At 43.2% G+C, this 17,979-nt stretch carries 17 protein-coding genes and 1 other RNA gene; 17 read left to right on the plus strand and 1 reads right to left on the minus strand.

Features of this window, described 5'->3' with window-relative positions; genetic code table 11:
• Positions 1-10 precede the first annotated feature (10 nt).
• The 11 genes from ODU39_RS00435 to ODU39_RS00485 all read left to right on the plus strand — a co-directional run bounded on the left by ODU39_RS00435 (position 11) and on the right by ODU39_RS00485 (position 11,202).
• Positions 11-673, plus strand: coding sequence for a 3-keto-L-gulonate-6-phosphate decarboxylase UlaD (locus ODU39_RS00435; RefSeq protein WP_002939878.1), 663 nt, complete (start codon positions 11-13; stop codon positions 671-673).
• A gap of 5 nt (positions 674-678) precedes the next feature.
• Positions 679-1,542: an L-ribulose-5-phosphate 3-epimerase gene (locus tag ODU39_RS00440; protein ID WP_398579611.1), complete on the plus strand. Its 864-nt coding sequence runs from the start codon at positions 679-681 to the stop codon at positions 1,540-1,542.
• A complete protein-coding gene (locus ODU39_RS00445; RefSeq protein ID WP_398579612.1) occupies positions 1,542-2,258 on the plus strand; it encodes an L-ribulose-5-phosphate 4-epimerase in 717 nt (238 codons plus the stop codon). The genes ODU39_RS00440 and ODU39_RS00445 overlap by 1 nt, the downstream gene beginning before the upstream one ends.
• 84 nt (positions 2,259-2,342) lie before the next feature.
• A complete protein-coding gene (locus tag ODU39_RS00450; RefSeq protein WP_398579613.1) occupies positions 2,343-2,960 on the plus strand; it encodes a hypothetical protein in 618 nt (205 codons plus the stop codon).
• 124 nt (positions 2,961-3,084) lie between these two features.
• Positions 3,085-4,773 carry a BglG family transcription antiterminator gene (locus ODU39_RS00455; RefSeq protein WP_398579614.1) on the plus strand — a complete coding sequence of 563 codons (1,689 nt, stop codon included), beginning with the start codon at positions 3,085-3,087 and terminating at the stop codon, positions 4,771-4,773.
• Positions 4,774-4,882: 109 nt separating this feature from the next.
• Entirely contained in the window at positions 4,883-5,974 is a 1,092-nt protein-coding gene (gene ulaG, locus ODU39_RS00460) for an L-ascorbate 6-phosphate lactonase (RefSeq protein ID WP_002938500.1), read from the plus strand.
• A gap of 211 nt (positions 5,975-6,185) precedes the next feature.
• On the plus strand, positions 6,186-8,156 hold the full coding sequence (gene tkt, locus ODU39_RS00465; protein WP_024399690.1) for a transketolase: 1,971 nt from the start codon (positions 6,186-6,188) through the stop codon (positions 8,154-8,156).
• A 280-nt stretch (positions 8,157-8,436) separates the two neighbouring features.
• Positions 8,437-8,964, plus strand: coding sequence for a tRNA adenosine(34) deaminase TadA (tadA, locus tag ODU39_RS00470; protein ID WP_029170954.1), 528 nt, complete (start codon positions 8,437-8,439; stop codon positions 8,962-8,964).
• A 36-nt stretch (positions 8,965-9,000) separates the two neighbouring features.
• An RNA gene (gene ffs / locus ODU39_RS00475) (signal recognition particle sRNA small type) lies at positions 9,001-9,090 on the plus strand.
• Between the two features lie 138 nt (positions 9,091-9,228).
• Positions 9,229-9,771: a hypothetical protein gene (locus tag ODU39_RS00480; RefSeq protein ID WP_105249389.1), complete on the plus strand. Its 543-nt coding sequence runs from the start codon at positions 9,229-9,231 to the stop codon at positions 9,769-9,771.
• 81 nt (positions 9,772-9,852) lie between these two features.
• Positions 9,853-11,202: a glucose-6-phosphate isomerase gene (locus tag ODU39_RS00485; protein ID WP_398579615.1), complete on the plus strand. Its 1,350-nt coding sequence runs from the start codon at positions 9,853-9,855 to the stop codon at positions 11,200-11,202.
• A 425-nt stretch (positions 11,203-11,627) separates the two neighbouring features.
• Here the strand turns inward: ODU39_RS00485 and ODU39_RS00490 are convergent, their stop codons facing one another.
• Entirely contained in the window at positions 11,628-12,830 is a 1,203-nt protein-coding gene (locus tag ODU39_RS00490) for an IS110 family transposase (protein ID WP_398579616.1), read from the minus strand.
• Between the two features lie 310 nt (positions 12,831-13,140).
• On the opposite strand from ODU39_RS00490, the gene ODU39_RS00495 reads away from it, so the two are divergent.
• The 6 genes from ODU39_RS00495 to ODU39_RS00520 all read left to right on the plus strand — a co-directional run bounded on the left by ODU39_RS00495 (position 13,141) and on the right by ODU39_RS00520 (position 17,968).
• The gene (locus ODU39_RS00495; protein WP_398579617.1) at positions 13,141-13,869 is read left to right on the plus strand and encodes a metallophosphoesterase family protein; all 729 of its coding nucleotides are present in this window, start codon (positions 13,141-13,143) and stop codon (positions 13,867-13,869) included.
• 327 nt (positions 13,870-14,196) lie between these two features.
• Entirely contained in the window at positions 14,197-14,730 is a 534-nt protein-coding gene (locus ODU39_RS00500; RefSeq protein ID WP_024399695.1) for a hypothetical protein, read from the plus strand.
• Positions 14,731-14,887: 157 nt separating this feature from the next.
• Complete coding sequence (dapD, locus tag ODU39_RS00505) at positions 14,888-15,586, plus strand: 2,3,4,5-tetrahydropyridine-2,6-dicarboxylate N-acetyltransferase (RefSeq protein ID WP_136670536.1); 699 nt, start codon at positions 14,888-14,890, stop codon at positions 15,584-15,586.
• Positions 15,587-15,595: 9 nt separating this feature from the next.
• Positions 15,596-16,723, plus strand: coding sequence for an N-acetyldiaminopimelate deacetylase (locus ODU39_RS00510; protein WP_398579618.1), 1,128 nt, complete (start codon positions 15,596-15,598; stop codon positions 16,721-16,723).
• A gap of 41 nt (positions 16,724-16,764) precedes the next feature.
• On the plus strand, positions 16,765-17,307 hold the full coding sequence (locus tag ODU39_RS00515) for a 5-formyltetrahydrofolate cyclo-ligase (protein WP_398579619.1): 543 nt from the start codon (positions 16,765-16,767) through the stop codon (positions 17,305-17,307).
• On the plus strand, positions 17,291-17,968 hold the full coding sequence (locus ODU39_RS00520) for a rhomboid family intramembrane serine protease (RefSeq protein WP_398579620.1): 678 nt from the start codon (positions 17,291-17,293) through the stop codon (positions 17,966-17,968). Before ODU39_RS00515 ends, ODU39_RS00520 begins: the two co-directional genes overlap by 17 nt.
• The last annotated feature ends 11 nt before the right edge of the window (positions 17,969-17,979 follow it).

The following is a 17,979-nucleotide window of genomic DNA, read 5'->3' on the forward strand; positions in this document are numbered from 1 at the left end:
GAGAAAAAACATGAAACATATTCCAAATTTACAAGTTGCCCTTGACCATTCAGACTTGCAGGGAGCGATTAAAGCAGCTGTTTCCGTTGGTCATGAAGTGGATGTTATCGAGGCAGGTACCGTTTGTTTGCTTCAAGTTGGTAGCGAATTGGTAGAAGTGCTGCGCAGCCTTTTCCCAGACAAAATTATCGTTGCAGATACCAAGTGTGCGGATGCGGGTGGTACGGTTGCCAAAAACAATGCCGTTCGTGGTGCGGACTGGATGACTTGTATCTGTTCTGCAACTATTCCAACTATGGAAGCTGCTTTGAAGGCTATCAAGGAAGTACGTGGTGACAAGGGCGAAATCCAAATCGAGCTTTACGGTGACTGGACTTATGAACAGGCTCAACTCTGGTTGGATGCTGGCATTTCCCAAGCGATTTACCACCAATCTCGTGACGCCCTCCTTGCTGGCGAAACTTGGGGCGAAAAAGACCTCAATAAAGTGAAAAAATTGGTTGATATGGGCTTCCGTGTTTCTGTGACAGGTGGTTTGGATGTGGATACGCTCAAGCTTTTCGAAGGTGTAGATGTCTTCACCTTTATCGCAGGTCGCGGTATTACAGAAGCGGCGGATCCAGCAGCTGCGGCGCGTGAATTCAAAGACGAAATCCGTCGTATCTGGGGGTAAGGCCTATGGCACGACCAATCGGAATATATGAAAAGGCAATGCCCAAGCACTTCACATGGAAGGAACGCTTGGAGTTTGCCAAAGAATTAGGTTTCGACTTTGTGGAAATGTCGGTGGATGAGAGCGATGCACGTTTGGCTCGTTTGGAGTGGACCAAGGAAGAGCGTTTGGAGCTGGTCAAAGCCATCTATGAAACAGGTGTCCGCATTCCGACTATTTGCTTCTCTGGTCACCGTCGCTACCCGCTTGGCTCCAATGATCCTGCTCTTGAAGCCAAGTCCTTAGAAACCATGAAACAGTGTATCGAGCTGGCTCAAGACCTTGGTGTCCGTGTCATCCAGTTGGCTGGCTACGACGTCTACTATGAGGAAAAATCGCCTGAAACTAGAGAGCGTTTCATCAAGAATCTCCGTCAGGCTTGCGACTGGGCAGAACAGGCTCAGGTCATGTTGGCTATTGAGATTATGGATGATCCATTTATCAACTCCATTGAAAAATACCTAGCCGTTGAAAAAGAAATCGATTCGCCTTATCTCTTTGTCTATCCAGATACTGGAAATGTGTCTGCTTGGCACAATGATATTTACAGCGAATTTTATCTGGGACACCGTTCCATCGCAGCTCTTCACTTGAAAGATACCTATGCGGTAACCGAGAACTCCAAGGGGCAATTCCGTGATGTCCCATTCGGTCAGGGCTGTGTGGACTGGGACAATATGTTTGCAGTATTGAAAAAGACCAATTACCAAGGTCCATTCTTGATTGAGATGTGGTCTGAAAACTGCGAAACGGTCGAGGAAACACGAGCAACGATTAAAGAGGCACAAGATTTCCTCTATCCATTGATTGAGAAAGCGGGGTTGAACTAATGCCAAAAGATTTACAGGAAATGCGCCAACGGGTTTATGAAGCCAACGTCGCCCTACCTGCTCACGGACTCGTCAAATTTACCTGGGGCAACGTATCAGAAGTCTGCCGTGAACTTGGTCGCATCGTCATCAAGCCTTCTGGTGTGGATTATGAAAAATTGTCCCCAGAAAACATGGTGGTGACCGACTTGGACGGAAATGTAGTGGAAGGAGACCTGAATCCGTCGTCTGATTTGGCGACCCACGTTGCCCTCTACAAGGCTTGGCCAAATGTCCATGCTGTCGTGCATACGCATTCGACAGAGGCAGTGGGTTGGGCTCAGGCTGGTCGTGACATTCCATTTTATGGGACAACTCATGCGGACTATTTCTACGGTCCGGTACCATGTGCCCGTTCCTTGACGGCTGAAGAGGTGAATGCGGCCTATGAAAAAGAAACCGGTGCAGTCATCATCGAGGAATTCGAGCGTCGTGGTATCGACCCAGTCGCTGTTCCAGGAATTGTTGTCCGCAATCATGGACCATTTACCTGGGGCAAGGATCCTGTTCAGGCAGTTTACCATAGCGTTGTCCTTGAGGAAGTGGCTCGGATGAACCGCTACACAGAGCAGATTAATCCACGGGTGGAGCCAGCGCCAAGCTATATCATGGACAAGCATTACCTCCGTAAACATGGTCCTAATGCCTACTATGGACAAAAGGGTGACGAACATTAAGTTCTTGTGTGAAAAAAACAGTAGGGAAAAGTAGCAGACTCCCCAAAAGGGAGAACTGCTTTTTCCCTTTTGATGAGGAGAAAGATGAGGAAATTTTTACAGGATAGTCTGACAGAAACAGCCTACTATTTAGAATTGATTTTATCTGCCATACTTGGTTTAGCCCTTTTAGCCTTGTCAACGCTTCTTTTTGCAGACCTACTCAGCTCATTAGCTGGTGATATTCAAGCGGATACGTTTATTCAAAATTTTCTGAGTCGTGCAATGACCTTGGCGGTCGGAGTCGAATTTATCAAAATGCTTTGCAAACAGTCACCTAGCACCGTGATTGAGGTACTCCTAGTTGCCATTGCTCGCCAACTGATTGTAGAGCATGGTTCTAGTAGTGATTACTTGATTGGAATTATTTCGGTCGCTATTTTGTTTGCGGTCAGAAAGTATCTCTTTACCCAGTTTGATGATTCCAATAACATCATCATGCGTGCCAGCCAGAAAGTAAAAGTGGCTAATATCATCGCACGAGTAAAAATTCCAAGTGAAGATAGCGAGACTTTGAGAGATTTTGTGACACGAAAACTCAATGAAGAGGAGAAAACCATTGCTATTGGTGCTTGTGTATATTTGAAAAATGTTGCCCTTCGGATAGATAACATGCACGGAGAATTGATTACCCGAGTAGAAATTATTAAAAGCATCTATTAATTCTAACTAAAGATATTTATGCAATATAAAACAAGTAATAATCAGATGAATTTTAATAATTATTAGAATATCTAAGGTAATTATGTTAAGATAGTAACGGGACGGGGGAAAGAGGAGGAGAATCTTGTTATTAGATAAGAGTAGTTGCGCTCTACTGAGGTACCTGATTGGTCTGCAGGAACCTGAGACAATCATGGCTATTTCCAAGGGCTTGCAACAATCACGTCGAAAAATCTATTATCATCTAGAAAAAATCAATGATGCCCTACCAACAACTGTAGAGAGTATTGAAAGCTTACCTCGCATCGGTATTCGACTTACCGAAGCGCAAAAAATAGCCTGTCGAGATCTTCTCGATTCCATTGATTCGTACACCTACGTCATGAGCATGCCTGAGCGCATTCAGCTGATGTTGGTATATATCTGTATCACACCAGAAAGAGTGACCATTGAACGGCTAATGGAGTTGACAGAAGTCTCTCGTAATACGGTCTTAAATGATTTGAATGAAATTCGAACCCAGTTGGCTCAAGAACAATACAAGATGACCCTCTATGTATCTAAGAGTCAGGGCTATAGTCTGGTTTGTCACCCTTTAAATAAAATCCAATATGTCCACTCGCTTCTCTATACCATCTTCTTGGACGCCAATAAAGGTTTTTTGCAGGTTCTAGAAGATAAGTTATTTGAGTTGGTAGGGTGTCAGTTGCTCTTCTCCGAAGAAATGGCACAATTTTTACAGGGACAAGTATCGCAGTTAGAAAAGAAACTAGGCAAGAAAATCAATCGTTACGAGATCGAGTTTATGCTCAAAGTATTGCCTTTTTTGCTCCTTAGCTATCGCAATATGGAGCTGGATGACTTGGAAGAACGAGCCATTCTCAAAGAATTTGAACAAGTTCGAGAGCGTATAGAGTACCGAGTTGCTCAGGAATTGAAAGATGCCTTGTTGCAAACCTTTGATTTGAAATTGGATGAAATAGAAATCTCCCTGATTGCCATTCTACTTCTATCCTATCGAAAGGATAGCGATGTTCATGTATTCAGCCAAGATTTCATTGACTTGAAGCGTGTGGTAGAGCGATTTATTCATCATTTTGAGATACATTCACCATTTGAATTGGAAAATCCAGATGAATTAGCCAAACATCTCTTGGCACATTGCAAGGCTCTGTTGTTCAGAAAAACCTACGGCATCCTATCTAAAAATCCAATGGTCCAACAAATCCAAGATAAATACGGCACCCTGTTTGCTATGACACGGGGTTCTGGAAAGATTTTGGAGGAGGAGTGGCAGATTGAGTTATCCGATGGAGATATTGCCTATTTGACGATTCATCTAGGAGGTGCTATTCGACGTAGTGGGACGCGCAAGGCACAGACACAGATTGTCTATTTAATCTGTGATGAAGGGGTGTCAGTCCAACGCTTACTTTATAAACAATGCCAGCATCACTTGCCAGATAAGAAGATTGGCGCCGTCTTTACCACTGAACAATTCAAGAGTGTCGAAGATTTACTAGAGGTTGATTTCTTGATTACAACCAGCGATGGGTTGGAAACGGATTTCCCTTTGGTTCAGGTTCACCCCATTTTAGATTTTGATGATGTGCTAAACATGACTCATTTTGCAAAATATCGTAGTTTGGCAGATGAAAAACAAGTTTTTGCAGTAGAACTAGACAAGCTTTTGTCGGGATATATCGCAGACGGAAGGACCGCTCGAGAACTCAAACAACGGCTACAAAAACTGATTACCAATGAATTATTAACCAATTTATCCAGTCAAGATATTGAAACAGATCTGTATTAGGGTAAAGTCCAAGTGTGAACACAAGCCTGTGTTTTATTTGGTCTTTTTTTTGTTGCCTTTGGAGCATATACTAGAAGCATAGAAACGTACCTTATAGGAGGAATGGAAAATGGCTAAAGTTCAAGATATTACAAGAGAATCCTGGATTCTTTCAACCTTCCCAGAATGGGGAACTTGGCTCAATGAAGAAATTGAAGAAGAAGTAGTGCCAGAAGGCAACTTTGCTATGTGGTGGCTTGGAAACTGCGGTGTCTGGATTAAAACACCAGGTGGTGCGAACGTGGTCATGGACCTCTGGTCATCACGTGGAAAATCCACTAAAAAAGTGAAAGATATGGTTTGGGGACACCAGATGGCTAACATGGCAGGTGTGCGCAAATTGCAACCAAACTTGCGTGTGCAGCCAATGGTTATCGACCCATTTGCCATCAATGAATTGGACTACTACCTAGTATCGCACGTCCACAGTGACCACATGGACATCAGCACAGCCGCTGCCATCATCAACAATCCAAAGTTGGACCACGTCAAATTTGTCGGTCCAGTTGAAAGTGGCGACATCTGGGAAAAATGGGGTGTGCCTGCTGACCGTATTATCCGCATCGCACCAGGTGATAGCTTTGAATTCAAAGACATCAAGGTCCACGCAGTTGAGTCCTTCGACCGTACTTGCTTGGTGACCTTGCCAATCGAAGGCTACGACGAAAATGGTGGTAAATTAGCAGGACTTCCTGTGACAGATGAACTCATGGCTCGCAAGGCAGTCAACTATGTCTTTGAAACACCTGGCGGAACCATCTACCACGGTGCAGACTCCCACTTCTCAAACTACTTTGCAAAACACGGTCGCGACTTCAATATCGACGTTGCTATCAACAACTACGGTGACAACCCAATCGGTATCCAAGACAAGATGACCTCAATCGACCTTCTCCGTATGGCAGAAAACTTGCGTGCTAAGGTAATCATCCCTGTTCACTATGACATCTGGTCTAACTTCATGGCGTCAACAGATGAAATCTTGCAGCTCTGGAAAATGCGTAAGGAACGCTTGCAATATGATTTCCATCCATTCATCTGGGAAGTTGGTGGCAAGTATACTTATCCGATGGACAAGGACCGTATTGAATATCACCACCCACGTGGCTTTGATGATTGCTTCTTAGAAGACTCAAATATTCAATTTAAGGCTTTGTTATAAGATTGAGAACTCTCTTGCTCCATAGAGACGAGGAGAGGCGCTATAAACTCTGATAAAGTATGAAATGTGCGAATTACTACTGTTCACTCCAAGGGCGGGACGAAAGTCCTGCCTCTTTTCTACGGATAATTTGCTTCTTACTTCATTTCAAACAGACATAGAAAACGCTTTATGGTATAATAAATTCATGACTTTAAAAAAGGAGAAAAACATGTCAAATCTTTCAGTCAATGCGATTCGTTTCCTTGGTATTGATGCCATCGAAAAATCAAAATCAGGTCACCCAGGTGTCGTCATGGGTGCGGCTCCAATGGCCTACAGCCTTTTTACTAAAGAACTTCGTATCAACCCAGCTCAGCCAAACTGGGTGAACCGTGACCGCTTTATCTTATCAGCAGGTCATGGGTCAATGCTCCTCTACGGACTTCTTCATTTGTCAGGATTTGAAGATGTCACTATGGATGAAATCAAGAACTTCCGTCAATGGGGTTCAAAAACACCAGGTCACCCAGAATTTGGTCACACAGCAGGTGTAGATGCAACAACAGGTCCTCTTGGACAAGGTATCTCAACTGCGACAGGTTTTGCGCAAGCAGAGCGTTTCCTTGCAGCTAAGTACAACCGTGATGGTTTCCCAATCTTTGACCACTATACTTACGTAATCTGTGGTGATGGCGACTTGATGGAAGGTGTTTCTGCAGAAGCGGCTTCTTACGCAGGTCTTCAAAAATTAGAAAAACTCATCGTTCTTTACGATTCAAATGACATCAACTTGGATGGCGAAACAAAAGACTCCTTCACAGAAGATGTACGTGCCCGTTACAATGCTTATGGCTGGCATACAGACCTCGTAACAGACGGTACAGATGTAGATGCCATCTTTGCTGCTATTGAAAAGGCAAAAGCAGCTGGTAAGCCATCTCTTATCGAAATCAAGACTGTTATCGGTCATGGTTCACCAAACAAACAAGGAACAAATGCCGTTCACGGTGCTCCACTTGGTGCAGAAGAAACAGAAGCAACTCGTAAGGCGCTTGATTGGAACTATGGTCCATTTGAAATTCCAGCTGAAGTTTATGCGGACTTCAAAGCTAATGTAGCTGATCGCGGTGCAGCAGCTTACGATGCCTGGGTGAAATTAGTTGAAGACTACAAATTAGCTCATCCAGAATTAGCAGCTGAAGTAACAGCTATCTTGGAAGGTCGTGACGTAGTTGAAATCAAGCCAGAAGACTTCCCAGTTTACGAAAATGGCTTCTCACAAGCAACTCGTAACTCATCACAAGATGCCCTCAACGCAGCGGCTAAAGTTTTGCCAACCTTCCTTGGAGGTTCAGCTGACTTGGCTCACTCAAACATGACCTATATCAAGGAAGATGGTTTGCAAGATTCAGTAAATCCACTCAACCGCAATATCCAGTTTGGTGTGCGTGAATTTGCTATGGGTACTATCCTGAACGGTATGGCAGCCCACGGTGGACTTCGTGTTTATGGTGGTACCTTCTTCGTCTTCTCAGACTATGTCAAAGCAGCAGTTCGTTTGTCAGCTCTTCAAGGACTTCCAGTGACTTATGTCTTCACTCATGACTCAATTGCAGTCGGTGAAGATGGTCCAACTCACGAGCCAATCGAGCACTTGGCAGGACTTCGTGCTATGCCAAACCTCAACGTTTTCCGTCCAGCAGATGCGCGTGAAACACAGGCAGCTTGGTACTTGTCATTGACCAGCAAGTCTACACCATCAGCCCTTGTTCTCACTCGTCAAAACTTGACAGTTGAAGAAGGAACAGACTTTGACAAGGTTGCAAAAGGGGCTTATGTTGTATATGAAGCAGCAGGCTTTGATACTATCCTTCTTGCATCTGGTTCAGAAGTGAACTTGGCTGTTAAAGCTGCCAAAGAACTAGAAGCAGCAGGCACTAAGGTTCGTGTGGTTTCTGTGCCATCAACTGAACTCTTCGATGCCCAAGATGCTGCCTACAAGGAAGAAATCCTCCCAAATGCTATCCGTCGTCGCTTGGCAATTGAAATGGGTGCAACTCAAAGTTGGTACAAGTATGTCGGTCTTGACGGTAAAGTCCTTGGTATCGACACGTTCGGTGCCTCAGCTCCAGCCCAAACAGTTATTGACAACTATGGCTTCACAGTAGAAAATGTTGTGAAATTAGTTGGCGAATTGTAATAGAAAATGTCAGAGACAGCCTTTCGGGGCTGTTTTTGAATTTTTTTAAAAATTTTCTTGACAACATAGACAATAAATGATATATTAACATTTGTAAATATCAATATTGCTCCCCCTACCTTCTCGAATGAGGAGGTATTTTTATATTTTTAAGTTAATAGAGGGGCAGAGTTTTGAAAGAAATGTGTGACAAGGAAGAAGTAGAGTTAGATTAATTTTGATAGCAGAGAAATAAAGAAGTGATTTTGAACTGTTATCAGGGCTGTGCTATAATAGATTTATGAACTATACACATGAAGAAAAAGAGTATTTTATGACTCAGGCATTGCAGGAAGCTAGAAAGTCGCTAGAAAAGGATGAAATTCCAATTGGTTGTGTGATTGTCAAGGATGGCCAGATTATTGGCAGAGGGCATAATGCGCGTGAGGAACTCAATCAGGCAATCATGCACGCTGAGGTTATGGCAATCCAAGAGGCTAACAATGTTGAGGGGAATTGGCGCTTGCTTGATTCGACCCTTTTTGTGACGATTGAACCTTGTGTGATGTGTAGCGGAGCTATTGGTCTAGCACGCATTCCGCAGGTCATCTATGGAGCAACCAACAAAAAGTTTGGAGCTGCAGGGAGCCTCTATGACATTCTGACAGATGAGCGGCTCAACCATCGTGTCAAGGTAGAAACAGGTATTTTAGAAGCGGAATGTGCCAATATCATGCAAGATTTTTTTAGACAACGTAGAGAAAGTCAGAAGGCTGCTAAACTTATCATGAAGGCGCAAGAGGACCATGCAGACAATCCATCTTGTTAGGTCCCCACTTGCACTCTGGCCAAATTGTGTTATAATAATAAACGGAGCAACATTCGTGCGTGAAGCGGGTCAGGGGAGGAATCCAGCAGCCCTAAGCGAGGTCGAGTGTGTGCTCTTTTTGCGTATAATCTAAAAATCCTTTGAAATCAAGCTTTCAGAGGTTTTTTCTTATCTTATTTTTAGAAATGAGGGGCAAGATAGGGGCAACTTAAGAAAACTTTTTGGATGCTCTGCTATTCTACTGAGGAATAAGGAGGAAAGCCTATGTTTTTATTTGCCTTTCCAGGTATGGGAAAAACAACACTTGCTAAGAAATATACAGATGTTGTGGACTTAGAAATGTCCGACATTAAGTACGATAATAGCAGTGTTCGTCATTTAACGAAAGAGGAGCGAAAATCCATCAAACGTCCACTGAAGGATAAACGCTATAAAACAATCTATGTCAATAAGGCCTACACTCTTCATAGACAAGGGAAGACAGTCCTAGTAGCGCTGAATTTTCTGATGAGAATGTTGCTGGCCATGTCTATACGCGGTGGTGTGCCATTTCATATCTATATTCCCCACCCTTCTCTCAAAGAAGAATACCGCCAACGTTATATTTCAAGAGGCAACAACAACCGGTTCATCTTTGAAGTCATGTTCATTTGGTATCCTGCCCTCATTCCGCTTTACCTACTATCTAAGATTTTCCCGAAATGGATTACAGTAACCCAGTCGGGAGAGACTTTGGAGGATTATTACAAACGCGAAAATTTCGTTAGATTTTCACAAAAATTAAGATTTATACAACATATTTCATGAAAATAAATGAAAATTGATAAATTTCTTGAAAAAAATATGATAAAGCGTTATCATATTATGGTACATAAATGGAGGAAAAACATGACACATATTACATTTGATTATTCAAAAGTCTTGGGCCAATTCGTTGGAGCTCAGGAAGTAGAATACATGCAACCACAAGTTACCCTTGCAGACCAAATGCTCCGTCAAGGAACAGGTCCTGGTAACGACTTTATTGGCTGGTTGGATTTGCCAGAAAACTACGACAAAGAAGAGTTTGCTCGTATCAAGGAAGCAGCAGCTAAAATCCAAAATGAAAGTGAAGTTTTGGTGGTTATCGGTATCGGTGGTTCTTACCTTGGTGCTAAAGCAGCTATTGATTTCTTGAGCAATGCCTTTGTAAACTTGCAAACACGTGAAGAGCGCAAAGCTCCGCAAATCCTTTACGCTGGAAACTCAATCTCATCAAGCTACCTTGCAGACCTGGTAGACTACGTGGCAGACAAGGATTTCTCAGTTAACGTGATTTCTAAATCAGGTACAACAACTGAGCCTGCCATTGCTTTCCGCGTCTTCAAAGAATTGCTTGTGAAGAAATACGGTCAAGAAGAAGCTAACAAGCGTATCTATGCGACAACTGACAAGGCAAAAGGTGCTGTTAAGGTTGAAGCGGACGCAAATGGTTGGGAAACCTTTGTTGTTCCAGATGATGTCGGTGGCCGTTTCTCAGTCTTGACTGCAGTTGGTCTTTTGCCAATCGCGGCAGCTGGTGCGGATATTGATGCCCTTATGGAAGGTGCAAATGCTGCTCGCAAGACCTATACATCTGATAAAATTGCTGAAAATGAAGCATACCAATATGCAGCTGTTCGCAACATCCTTTACAGAAAAGGCTATGTAACAGAAATCTTGGCTAACTACGAGCCATCACTGCAATACTTCAGCGAGTGGTGGAAACAATTGGCAGGTGAGTCAGAAGGTAAGGACCAAAAAGGTATCAACCCAACATCTGCTAACTTCTCAACAGACTTGCACTCTCTTGGACAATTCATCCAAGAAGGAAACCGCAACATCTTTGAGACAGTGGTTCGTGTTGACAAGCCAAGAAAAAATATCCTCATTCCTGAAATGGCAGAGGACCTTGACGGTCTTGGCTACTTGCAAGGTAAGGACGTTGACTTTGTAAACAAAAAAGCAACGGACGGCGTACTTCTTGCTCACACAGATGGTGGCGTACCAAACATGTTTGTGACCCTTCCGCAACAAGATGAGTTCACACTTGGTTACACCTTCTACTTCTTCGAGTTGGCGATTGCTATCTCTGGTTACCTCAATGCGATTAACCCATTTGACCAACCAGGTGTAGAAGCCTACAAGAAAAATATGTTCGCTCTTCTTGGTAAACCAGGATTTGAAGAACTCGGTGCAGAATTGAACGCACGTTTGTAAGAAAATGAAACTTTAAGCCCGCCTATCAGAGTTCGTGTCAACATCTCAGCGCAGTGGTTGATTGGGTTTAACAGTCCAGTGGACTGTTAAAGGTTGGAGATAAGATTTGCGAAGCAAATCTCAGCAATTCGTGTTTCACACTCCAAATCTGACCTAACGACTGTTGCGAATAGAGTTCGCTTAATTTCCAACCTCAAAAGGTTCACTGAACCTTTTGAGCTGTGCGGGGGTGTGAGGACGAACTCTTTTTCTACCATTTGTCAAGCCTTTCAAGGTATTTGACGAAAAATATTTTGAGTTCAATAGTCAAAATAAGGAAATTGTTTTATTTTGGACTAAATTTTAGTGTAAAAAGTGCATACAAAACCAACACCTTATGTTGAAATTTTTTGATAAGGTGTTACAATGATAGAGCATAAACAGTTTTACCGATTTTGGGTTGAAGCGTAATCGTAAAGCTTATTATGCGTAATGAGGTAATACATTGTCCGAATGAGACGATGTATGGAGGCAATCGTGTATGGCTTCGTAGAAGTCGTTTGCGATTGTCTTTTTCGTTTCTCATAAAAGTCTGCGATATGGCAAGGATTGGTATGACTGGCTGAAGCGATATTATGAATGCACTTGAACAGAATCTTTCTAGCGTAGGGATTGCCACGCTTGGTAATGTGTTCCTTAGCGATGAAGTTACCAGATTCATAGTGTCTCAGGTCAATACCGATAAAGGCATTGATTTGATTGGCAGACTGAAAACGGCGAATATCTCCCAGTTCACCAATAATACTTGTTGCAGTAGTCTCAGCTATTCCAGGAATAGAGAGCAGAATGTCATATTCAGGTAATGGCTGAGCCAGTTCCACCATTTCGTCTAAGACTGCCTGTCTCTGTTCAGAAAGTCTAAGCAATTCTTTTGTATAGTAACGGACCTCTTCCAGCATTGGAGAGGTTTTCTTGACGGCACAATAAGATTGATTAGCTAGTGCTATCAGTTTCTCGGCTAAGTACGCCACACGCTTGTCCGAAATCCGTTTTGAAGTGGATTGACGAATGCTTTCTGAGAGTTTATCCTTGCTTAACTCAAGCACGAAGTCCTTGCAAGGAAAGGTTATGACCAAGTTCCAGTATTGTTCACCAGTTGGTGTTGATAAGATAGTCTCCAATTCAGGGAAAGTGACCTGTAAGACCTTGTGCAGGCGGTTTTTAGCTCGAACGATGTCCTCGGTCAGATTCTGATAGAAACGGCTGAGATCCCGCAGATCTTGATAGACTTCTTCTTGGACATAGGTTGGTTTACGATTCAGTACAAACTGAGATTGAGCTAGTTTTTCGGCGTCAATTTGATCTGTTTTTCTCACACGCAAGCTATCCAGTTGCTTCTTGGCTTCTAAGGGATTGAGCCGCGTATAAGCGTAGCCGTGCTCATCCAGAAAAGCTTGAAGACGACGAGAATAGACACCTGTTGCTTCAAAGATGATTTCTGGCTTGTGGACGGTTTTCAAATCTCCAAGTAACCGAGTAAAGCCGATGGCGTCATTGGACATGGTATAGCCATGAACTTTCTCACCATTGACTAGAATGGCCACTTCTGAACTTACCTTACTCACGTCAATCCCAAATACTACTCGCATGATATTACCTCTTTGTCTTGAATGATTCCTTGCTTTAGTGATGTCATTTTCAATACTTGACGTCTGGCGTCCCACATACTTTGATAACATTCTTTCTAAAACAGGTGCCTTGCCAGTTTTTGTTGCGACGTCTAGCGTCAAAAGAGTTCTCGACTTAACAAGACACCTCTACTTTATCATAAAGAAAAAGTAGTGAGTACTTTCTCCCGTCGGAGATTTCCTCACTACTAATCTTAGTATGTTTCTATGTCTTGAGTTCTATCACACTCCCAGTTTTTCTTTGATTATTAAATATGGTAGAATAGAGTCTATGAAAAAAGATTTTTTTGTAATCGGTGATGTCCATGGAAAATTTGAACTGCTACTTGATATTTTGAAGAAATGGGATGAAGAGCGGCAACAGCTGATTTTTCTTGGGGATTTAATTGACCGTGGAGAAAATTCAAAGGCTTGTCTAGAGTTGGTTTGGCAATTAGTCCGAGAAAAAGGTGCTATCTGCTTGACTGGGAATCATGAACGAATGTTTTTGGCTTGGCTGCGTGACCCCTTAGACCGCTACGATCACTATCGGAGAAATGGTGGAGATACGACTATCAATTCCTTACTGGGGCGTCCCTTGGATGCACCGGTAGATGGCCTGGTGGATGCCAATACAGTGATGGAACAATATGAGGACCTGATTGATTTTGTCAAATCTTGCCCCTATCATATGGAGACTGAGCGCTATATCTTCGTCCATGCAGGAGTTGATTTGACCTTACCAGATTGGCGTGAAACCAATAATCATGATAAGGTTTGGTTACGCACCCCTTTCCATGAGGCTGAAAATACCACAGGAAAAATAATTGTCTTTGGACATACACCTGTGTATAACCTCTTTCAAACTCAACTTCGCATTAGTCAAATCTGGACCAGTCCAGATGGGAAAATGGGAATTGATGGCGGGGCTGTTTACGGCGGAGTTCTTCATGGTCTAGTCTTGAATCAACAGGGATTGGTTAGAGATTATGCAGTGGGCTGTAAGGAGTCGACCCAGTAGCTTACTGTAAAAATTTACAAAATTGCATGGTAATACATACTAGGGATATTAACAATTTTTAGGAGATGAATATGCTAATTTGTTCGGTATAAAATTTCTAGTCAATCTGGCAGATTACTATTGCAAGCTTATTAAGCTTTATCCGAGTGTTTAGTCAGGAATGGTATGAAATATCCCATCAAAACCTAGCGATTCTCATAATGATTCTGCATTTGAGAGGGTTACTGGTTTGTATATTCTAAAAAGATAAATTGTTTTCTAGGTATACTTGACTTTCATACTTAAAAATAATATTATATAGTAGTAATAAACAAAAGGAGTTTTATAATGAAAAAGAAATGGTTGCTGATTTTCTCAGCTCTTCTAACAGTTACTACTTTGGTGGCTTGCTCTAATAGTAAGGAAGAAACAACGTCAAAAAGCTCTTCAACGGAACAAACATCCACAACGAAATCCTCTACTAAAGAGTCTACATCTGAATCCTCGACTGTTACTTTAAAAGAGTCAACAGTGACTTATCTGGCAGATGCAGAGATTGATGCGATTCAGACTATCGGAGAATATAAAACATCATTGAACTCATTGATGGACTCTTATGTTGCTGACTTTGATGGGCTAATCGTTCAGTTACCAGAAGAAGCACAGACTACTTTAAAACCATATCGTGAGCAAATTGTAACGATGCTTGAACAACAAAAATCAGCACTGGATTCACAATTTGCGACATTAGGGGATGACTCGACAGTGATTCCAGAAGAAGCACGAGCTACTGTTTTAGATAGTTTAAAAACAGTTCGTGATCAACTAAAACAAACGATGACAACTGTGCATGAACAGGCACAAACATTATTAAATGAATAACAGAGAAAGATTTGGCTCCTGCTCAATGTTATTAGGTTAGCTAACTTAATAACATTGGGAACTGAGGGTCTCTTTTTCATTTTTTTGCATTTCTTCCCAAATTTTCAGAAAATTTTGATATAATAGAAAAAATATTATTTTTAGATTGGAAAATATTATGACTGCACAAAAAATGACTGCACAAGAAATCATTGCCTTTATTGGTAATGCTGTGAAAAAAACGACTGTTAAGGTAACCTTTGAAGGTGAATTGGCTGGGTCTGTTCCTGCTGAGGTAACAAAGCTTGGCAATGTCCTCTTCGGTGACTGGAAGGATGTCGAGCCACTTTTGGCAAACTTGACTGAAAATGTAGACTACGTGGTTGAGCAAGACGGCCGCAATTCGGCTGTGCCTTTGCTGGACAAGCGTAATATCAATGCCCGTATCGAGCCAGGTGCCATTATCCGCGATCAAGTGACCATTGGCGATAATGCCGTTATCATGATGGGTGCGGTCATTAACATCGGTGCGGAAATCGGCCCAGGTACCATGATTGACATGGGTGCTATCCTTGGTGGTCGTGCGACGGTTGGTAAAAACAGCCACATCGGTGCAGGTGCGGTCCTTGCAGGTGTTATCGAGCCAGCTTCGGCTGAGCCAGTGCGTGTTGGCGACAATGTTTTGGTCGGTGCCAATGCCGTTGTCATCGAAGGAGTGCAAATCGGTAGCGGCTCTGTTGTCGCAGCCGGTGCTATTGTGACCCAAGACGTCCCTGAAAACGTAGTGGTGGCAGGTGTGCCAGCCCGCATCATCAAGGAAATCGACGCTCAAACCCAACAAAAAACAGCCTTGGAAGAGGCTTTGCGGGCACTCTAAGAGGTAGTTATGCTAGATTTAATCGCGACACGCCGGGCCCTCCACCAGATTCCAGAGCTGGGCATGGAGGAGTTCAAGACCCACGCCTTTCTCATGGAAACCATTGAGAACTTGCTGGAAGATTGCTCTTTTGCCCAAGTCCGTACATGGAAGACAGGTATCCTGGTCTATCTGACAGGTTCTGCTCCTGAAAAGACCATTGGCTGGCGGGCAGATATTGACGGCCTGCCTATCGTGGAAGAAACGGACCTGGACTTCAAGTCCCTCCACCCAGACAGGATGCACGCCTGCGGACATGATTTTCACATGACCATTGCCTTGGGGCTTTTGGAGAAAATGGCAGAGCAGCAACCGAAAAATAATCTTCTCTTCTTGTTTCAGCCTGCGGAGGAAAATCTAGCAGGTGGCATGCTTATGTATGAAGCGGGTGCCTTTGGGGATTGGTTGCCAGATGAATTTTATGGGCTCCATGTCCGACCAGACCTCAAAGTCGGTCAAATGGGCACTAACCGTGCGACCCTCTTTGCTGGGACCTGTGAAGTCAAGATACGGTTTACAGGAAAGGGTGGCCACGCAGCATTTCCCCATACCGCCAATGACGCCTTGGTGGCAGCCAGCTACTTTGTGACCCAAGTGCAGTCGGTTGTTAGTCGAAATGTTGATCCAATTGAGGGAGCTGTGGTGACCTTCGGCTCCATGCACGCAGGCACGACCAATAATGTCATTGCTGAAACGGCCTTTTTGCACGGAACCATTCGGGCCTTGACCCAGAACATGAGCCTCTTGGTGCAAAAGCGGGTACGGGAAGTGGCAGAGGGAATTGCCCTGTCCTTTGGAGTAGACTTGGAGATTGAGCTCAATCCAAGCGGCTATCTGCCTGTGGAGAACAATCCTCAGCTGGCTGATGAGTTGATGACCTACTTTGATGGTGTTGACGGAGTGGAGATGATTGATTGTCCACCAGCCATGACGGGTGAGGACTTCGGCTACCTGCTCAACAAGGTTTCAGGTGTTATGTTCTGGTTGGGTGTGGATACGCCTTATCCCCTTCACAATCCTCGTCTCAGTCCCAAAGAGGAAGTGCTTTCCTTTGCTGTGGATAAGTTGAGCGATTTTTTGAAAATGAAAGCAAACTAGACTGGTTTTTCCAGTCTTTTTCTGAAAAGAAAGGAGTTCCTGTGGATAAAAAAGAAATTCGGCAAGAGGTCTTGCAGAGATTGAAAGCCCTGACTAGTAGTCAACGAGCAAGATGGAGTCAGCAACTAACAGAAAGGCTCCTTTCCACTGACACCTATAAGTGCTCAACGTCACTTGGGACCTACCTTTCCATGCCCCATGAGTTTGAGACTTCTTACCTGATTGAGCAGGCTCAAAAGGATGGCAAGCAGATTTTCATTCCTAAGACCTATTCACAAGGTCGTATGGATTTTGTAGAATATAATCCTGATGATTTGGTGAAATCTAGGTTTGGAGTTTGGGAACCTGGTACTTATTCACAACCTGTGGATAAGTCTGTGGTTAAGTTGATCCATGTTCCTGGTTTAGCTTGGAATCAAGCGGGTTTTCGAGTGGGCTATGGAGGTGGTTTTTATGATCGCTACCTAGCAGATTATCAGGGCGAGACGGTATCGACTTTGGCAGACTTTCAAGTCTATGATTTCGAACCAGATCTATTTGATATTCCAGTAAAGGAGTTGTTGATTTTTGAAGAACTTTTTTGATAAGCGCTATCCTGTGACCAATGGCTTGTTGGCAGTCACGGCTCTTGTTTTTCTTTTGATACAAGTGTTTCGATTTGGGCAGACCACTACAGCCTATACGATTTTTGAATTCGGTGGTATGTATGGGGAAGTAGTGCGGTATGATCCGACTCAGTTGTGGCGCTTGATTTCTCCTATCTTTGTCCACATTGGTTGGGAACATTTTATCTTTAACAGCATTACCTTGCTTGGTTTGGGTTATCAATTAGAAGGACTGTTTGGGTCACGGCGCTTCTTTCTCCTCTATCTCTTGTCTGGGATAATGGGCAATCTTTTTGTTCTCTTTTTTACACCAGATGTAGTTGGTGCAGGTGCATCGACCTCGCTCTTTGGTCTATTTGCAGCTATGGCACTGTTGAGGAAATTTAGTCGCAGCCCTTATCTACAGGTTCTCGGTCAACGATATATGGTCCTTTTGGGGTTGAACTTGGTCTTGGGACTTTTTAATCCAACCATTAGCATGGCAGGACATATTGGAGGAGCTATTGGAGGTTGTTTGGTTGTGATTTTCCTTCCCCCTCTTGTGGAAAAGGATCTTTTTACAGGAAAACAGATTTTTTTCAGTTTCATTGGCTATATTGGCTTGATTGTTTTTCTACTAGGGATATTCTATTTGATATAAGAAAAAAACTA

The organism is Streptococcus sp. 2021WUSS126 (genome assembly GCF_044427255.1).
Lineage (GTDB): Bacteria > Bacillota > Bacilli > Lactobacillales > Streptococcaceae > Streptococcus > Streptococcus hashimotonensis.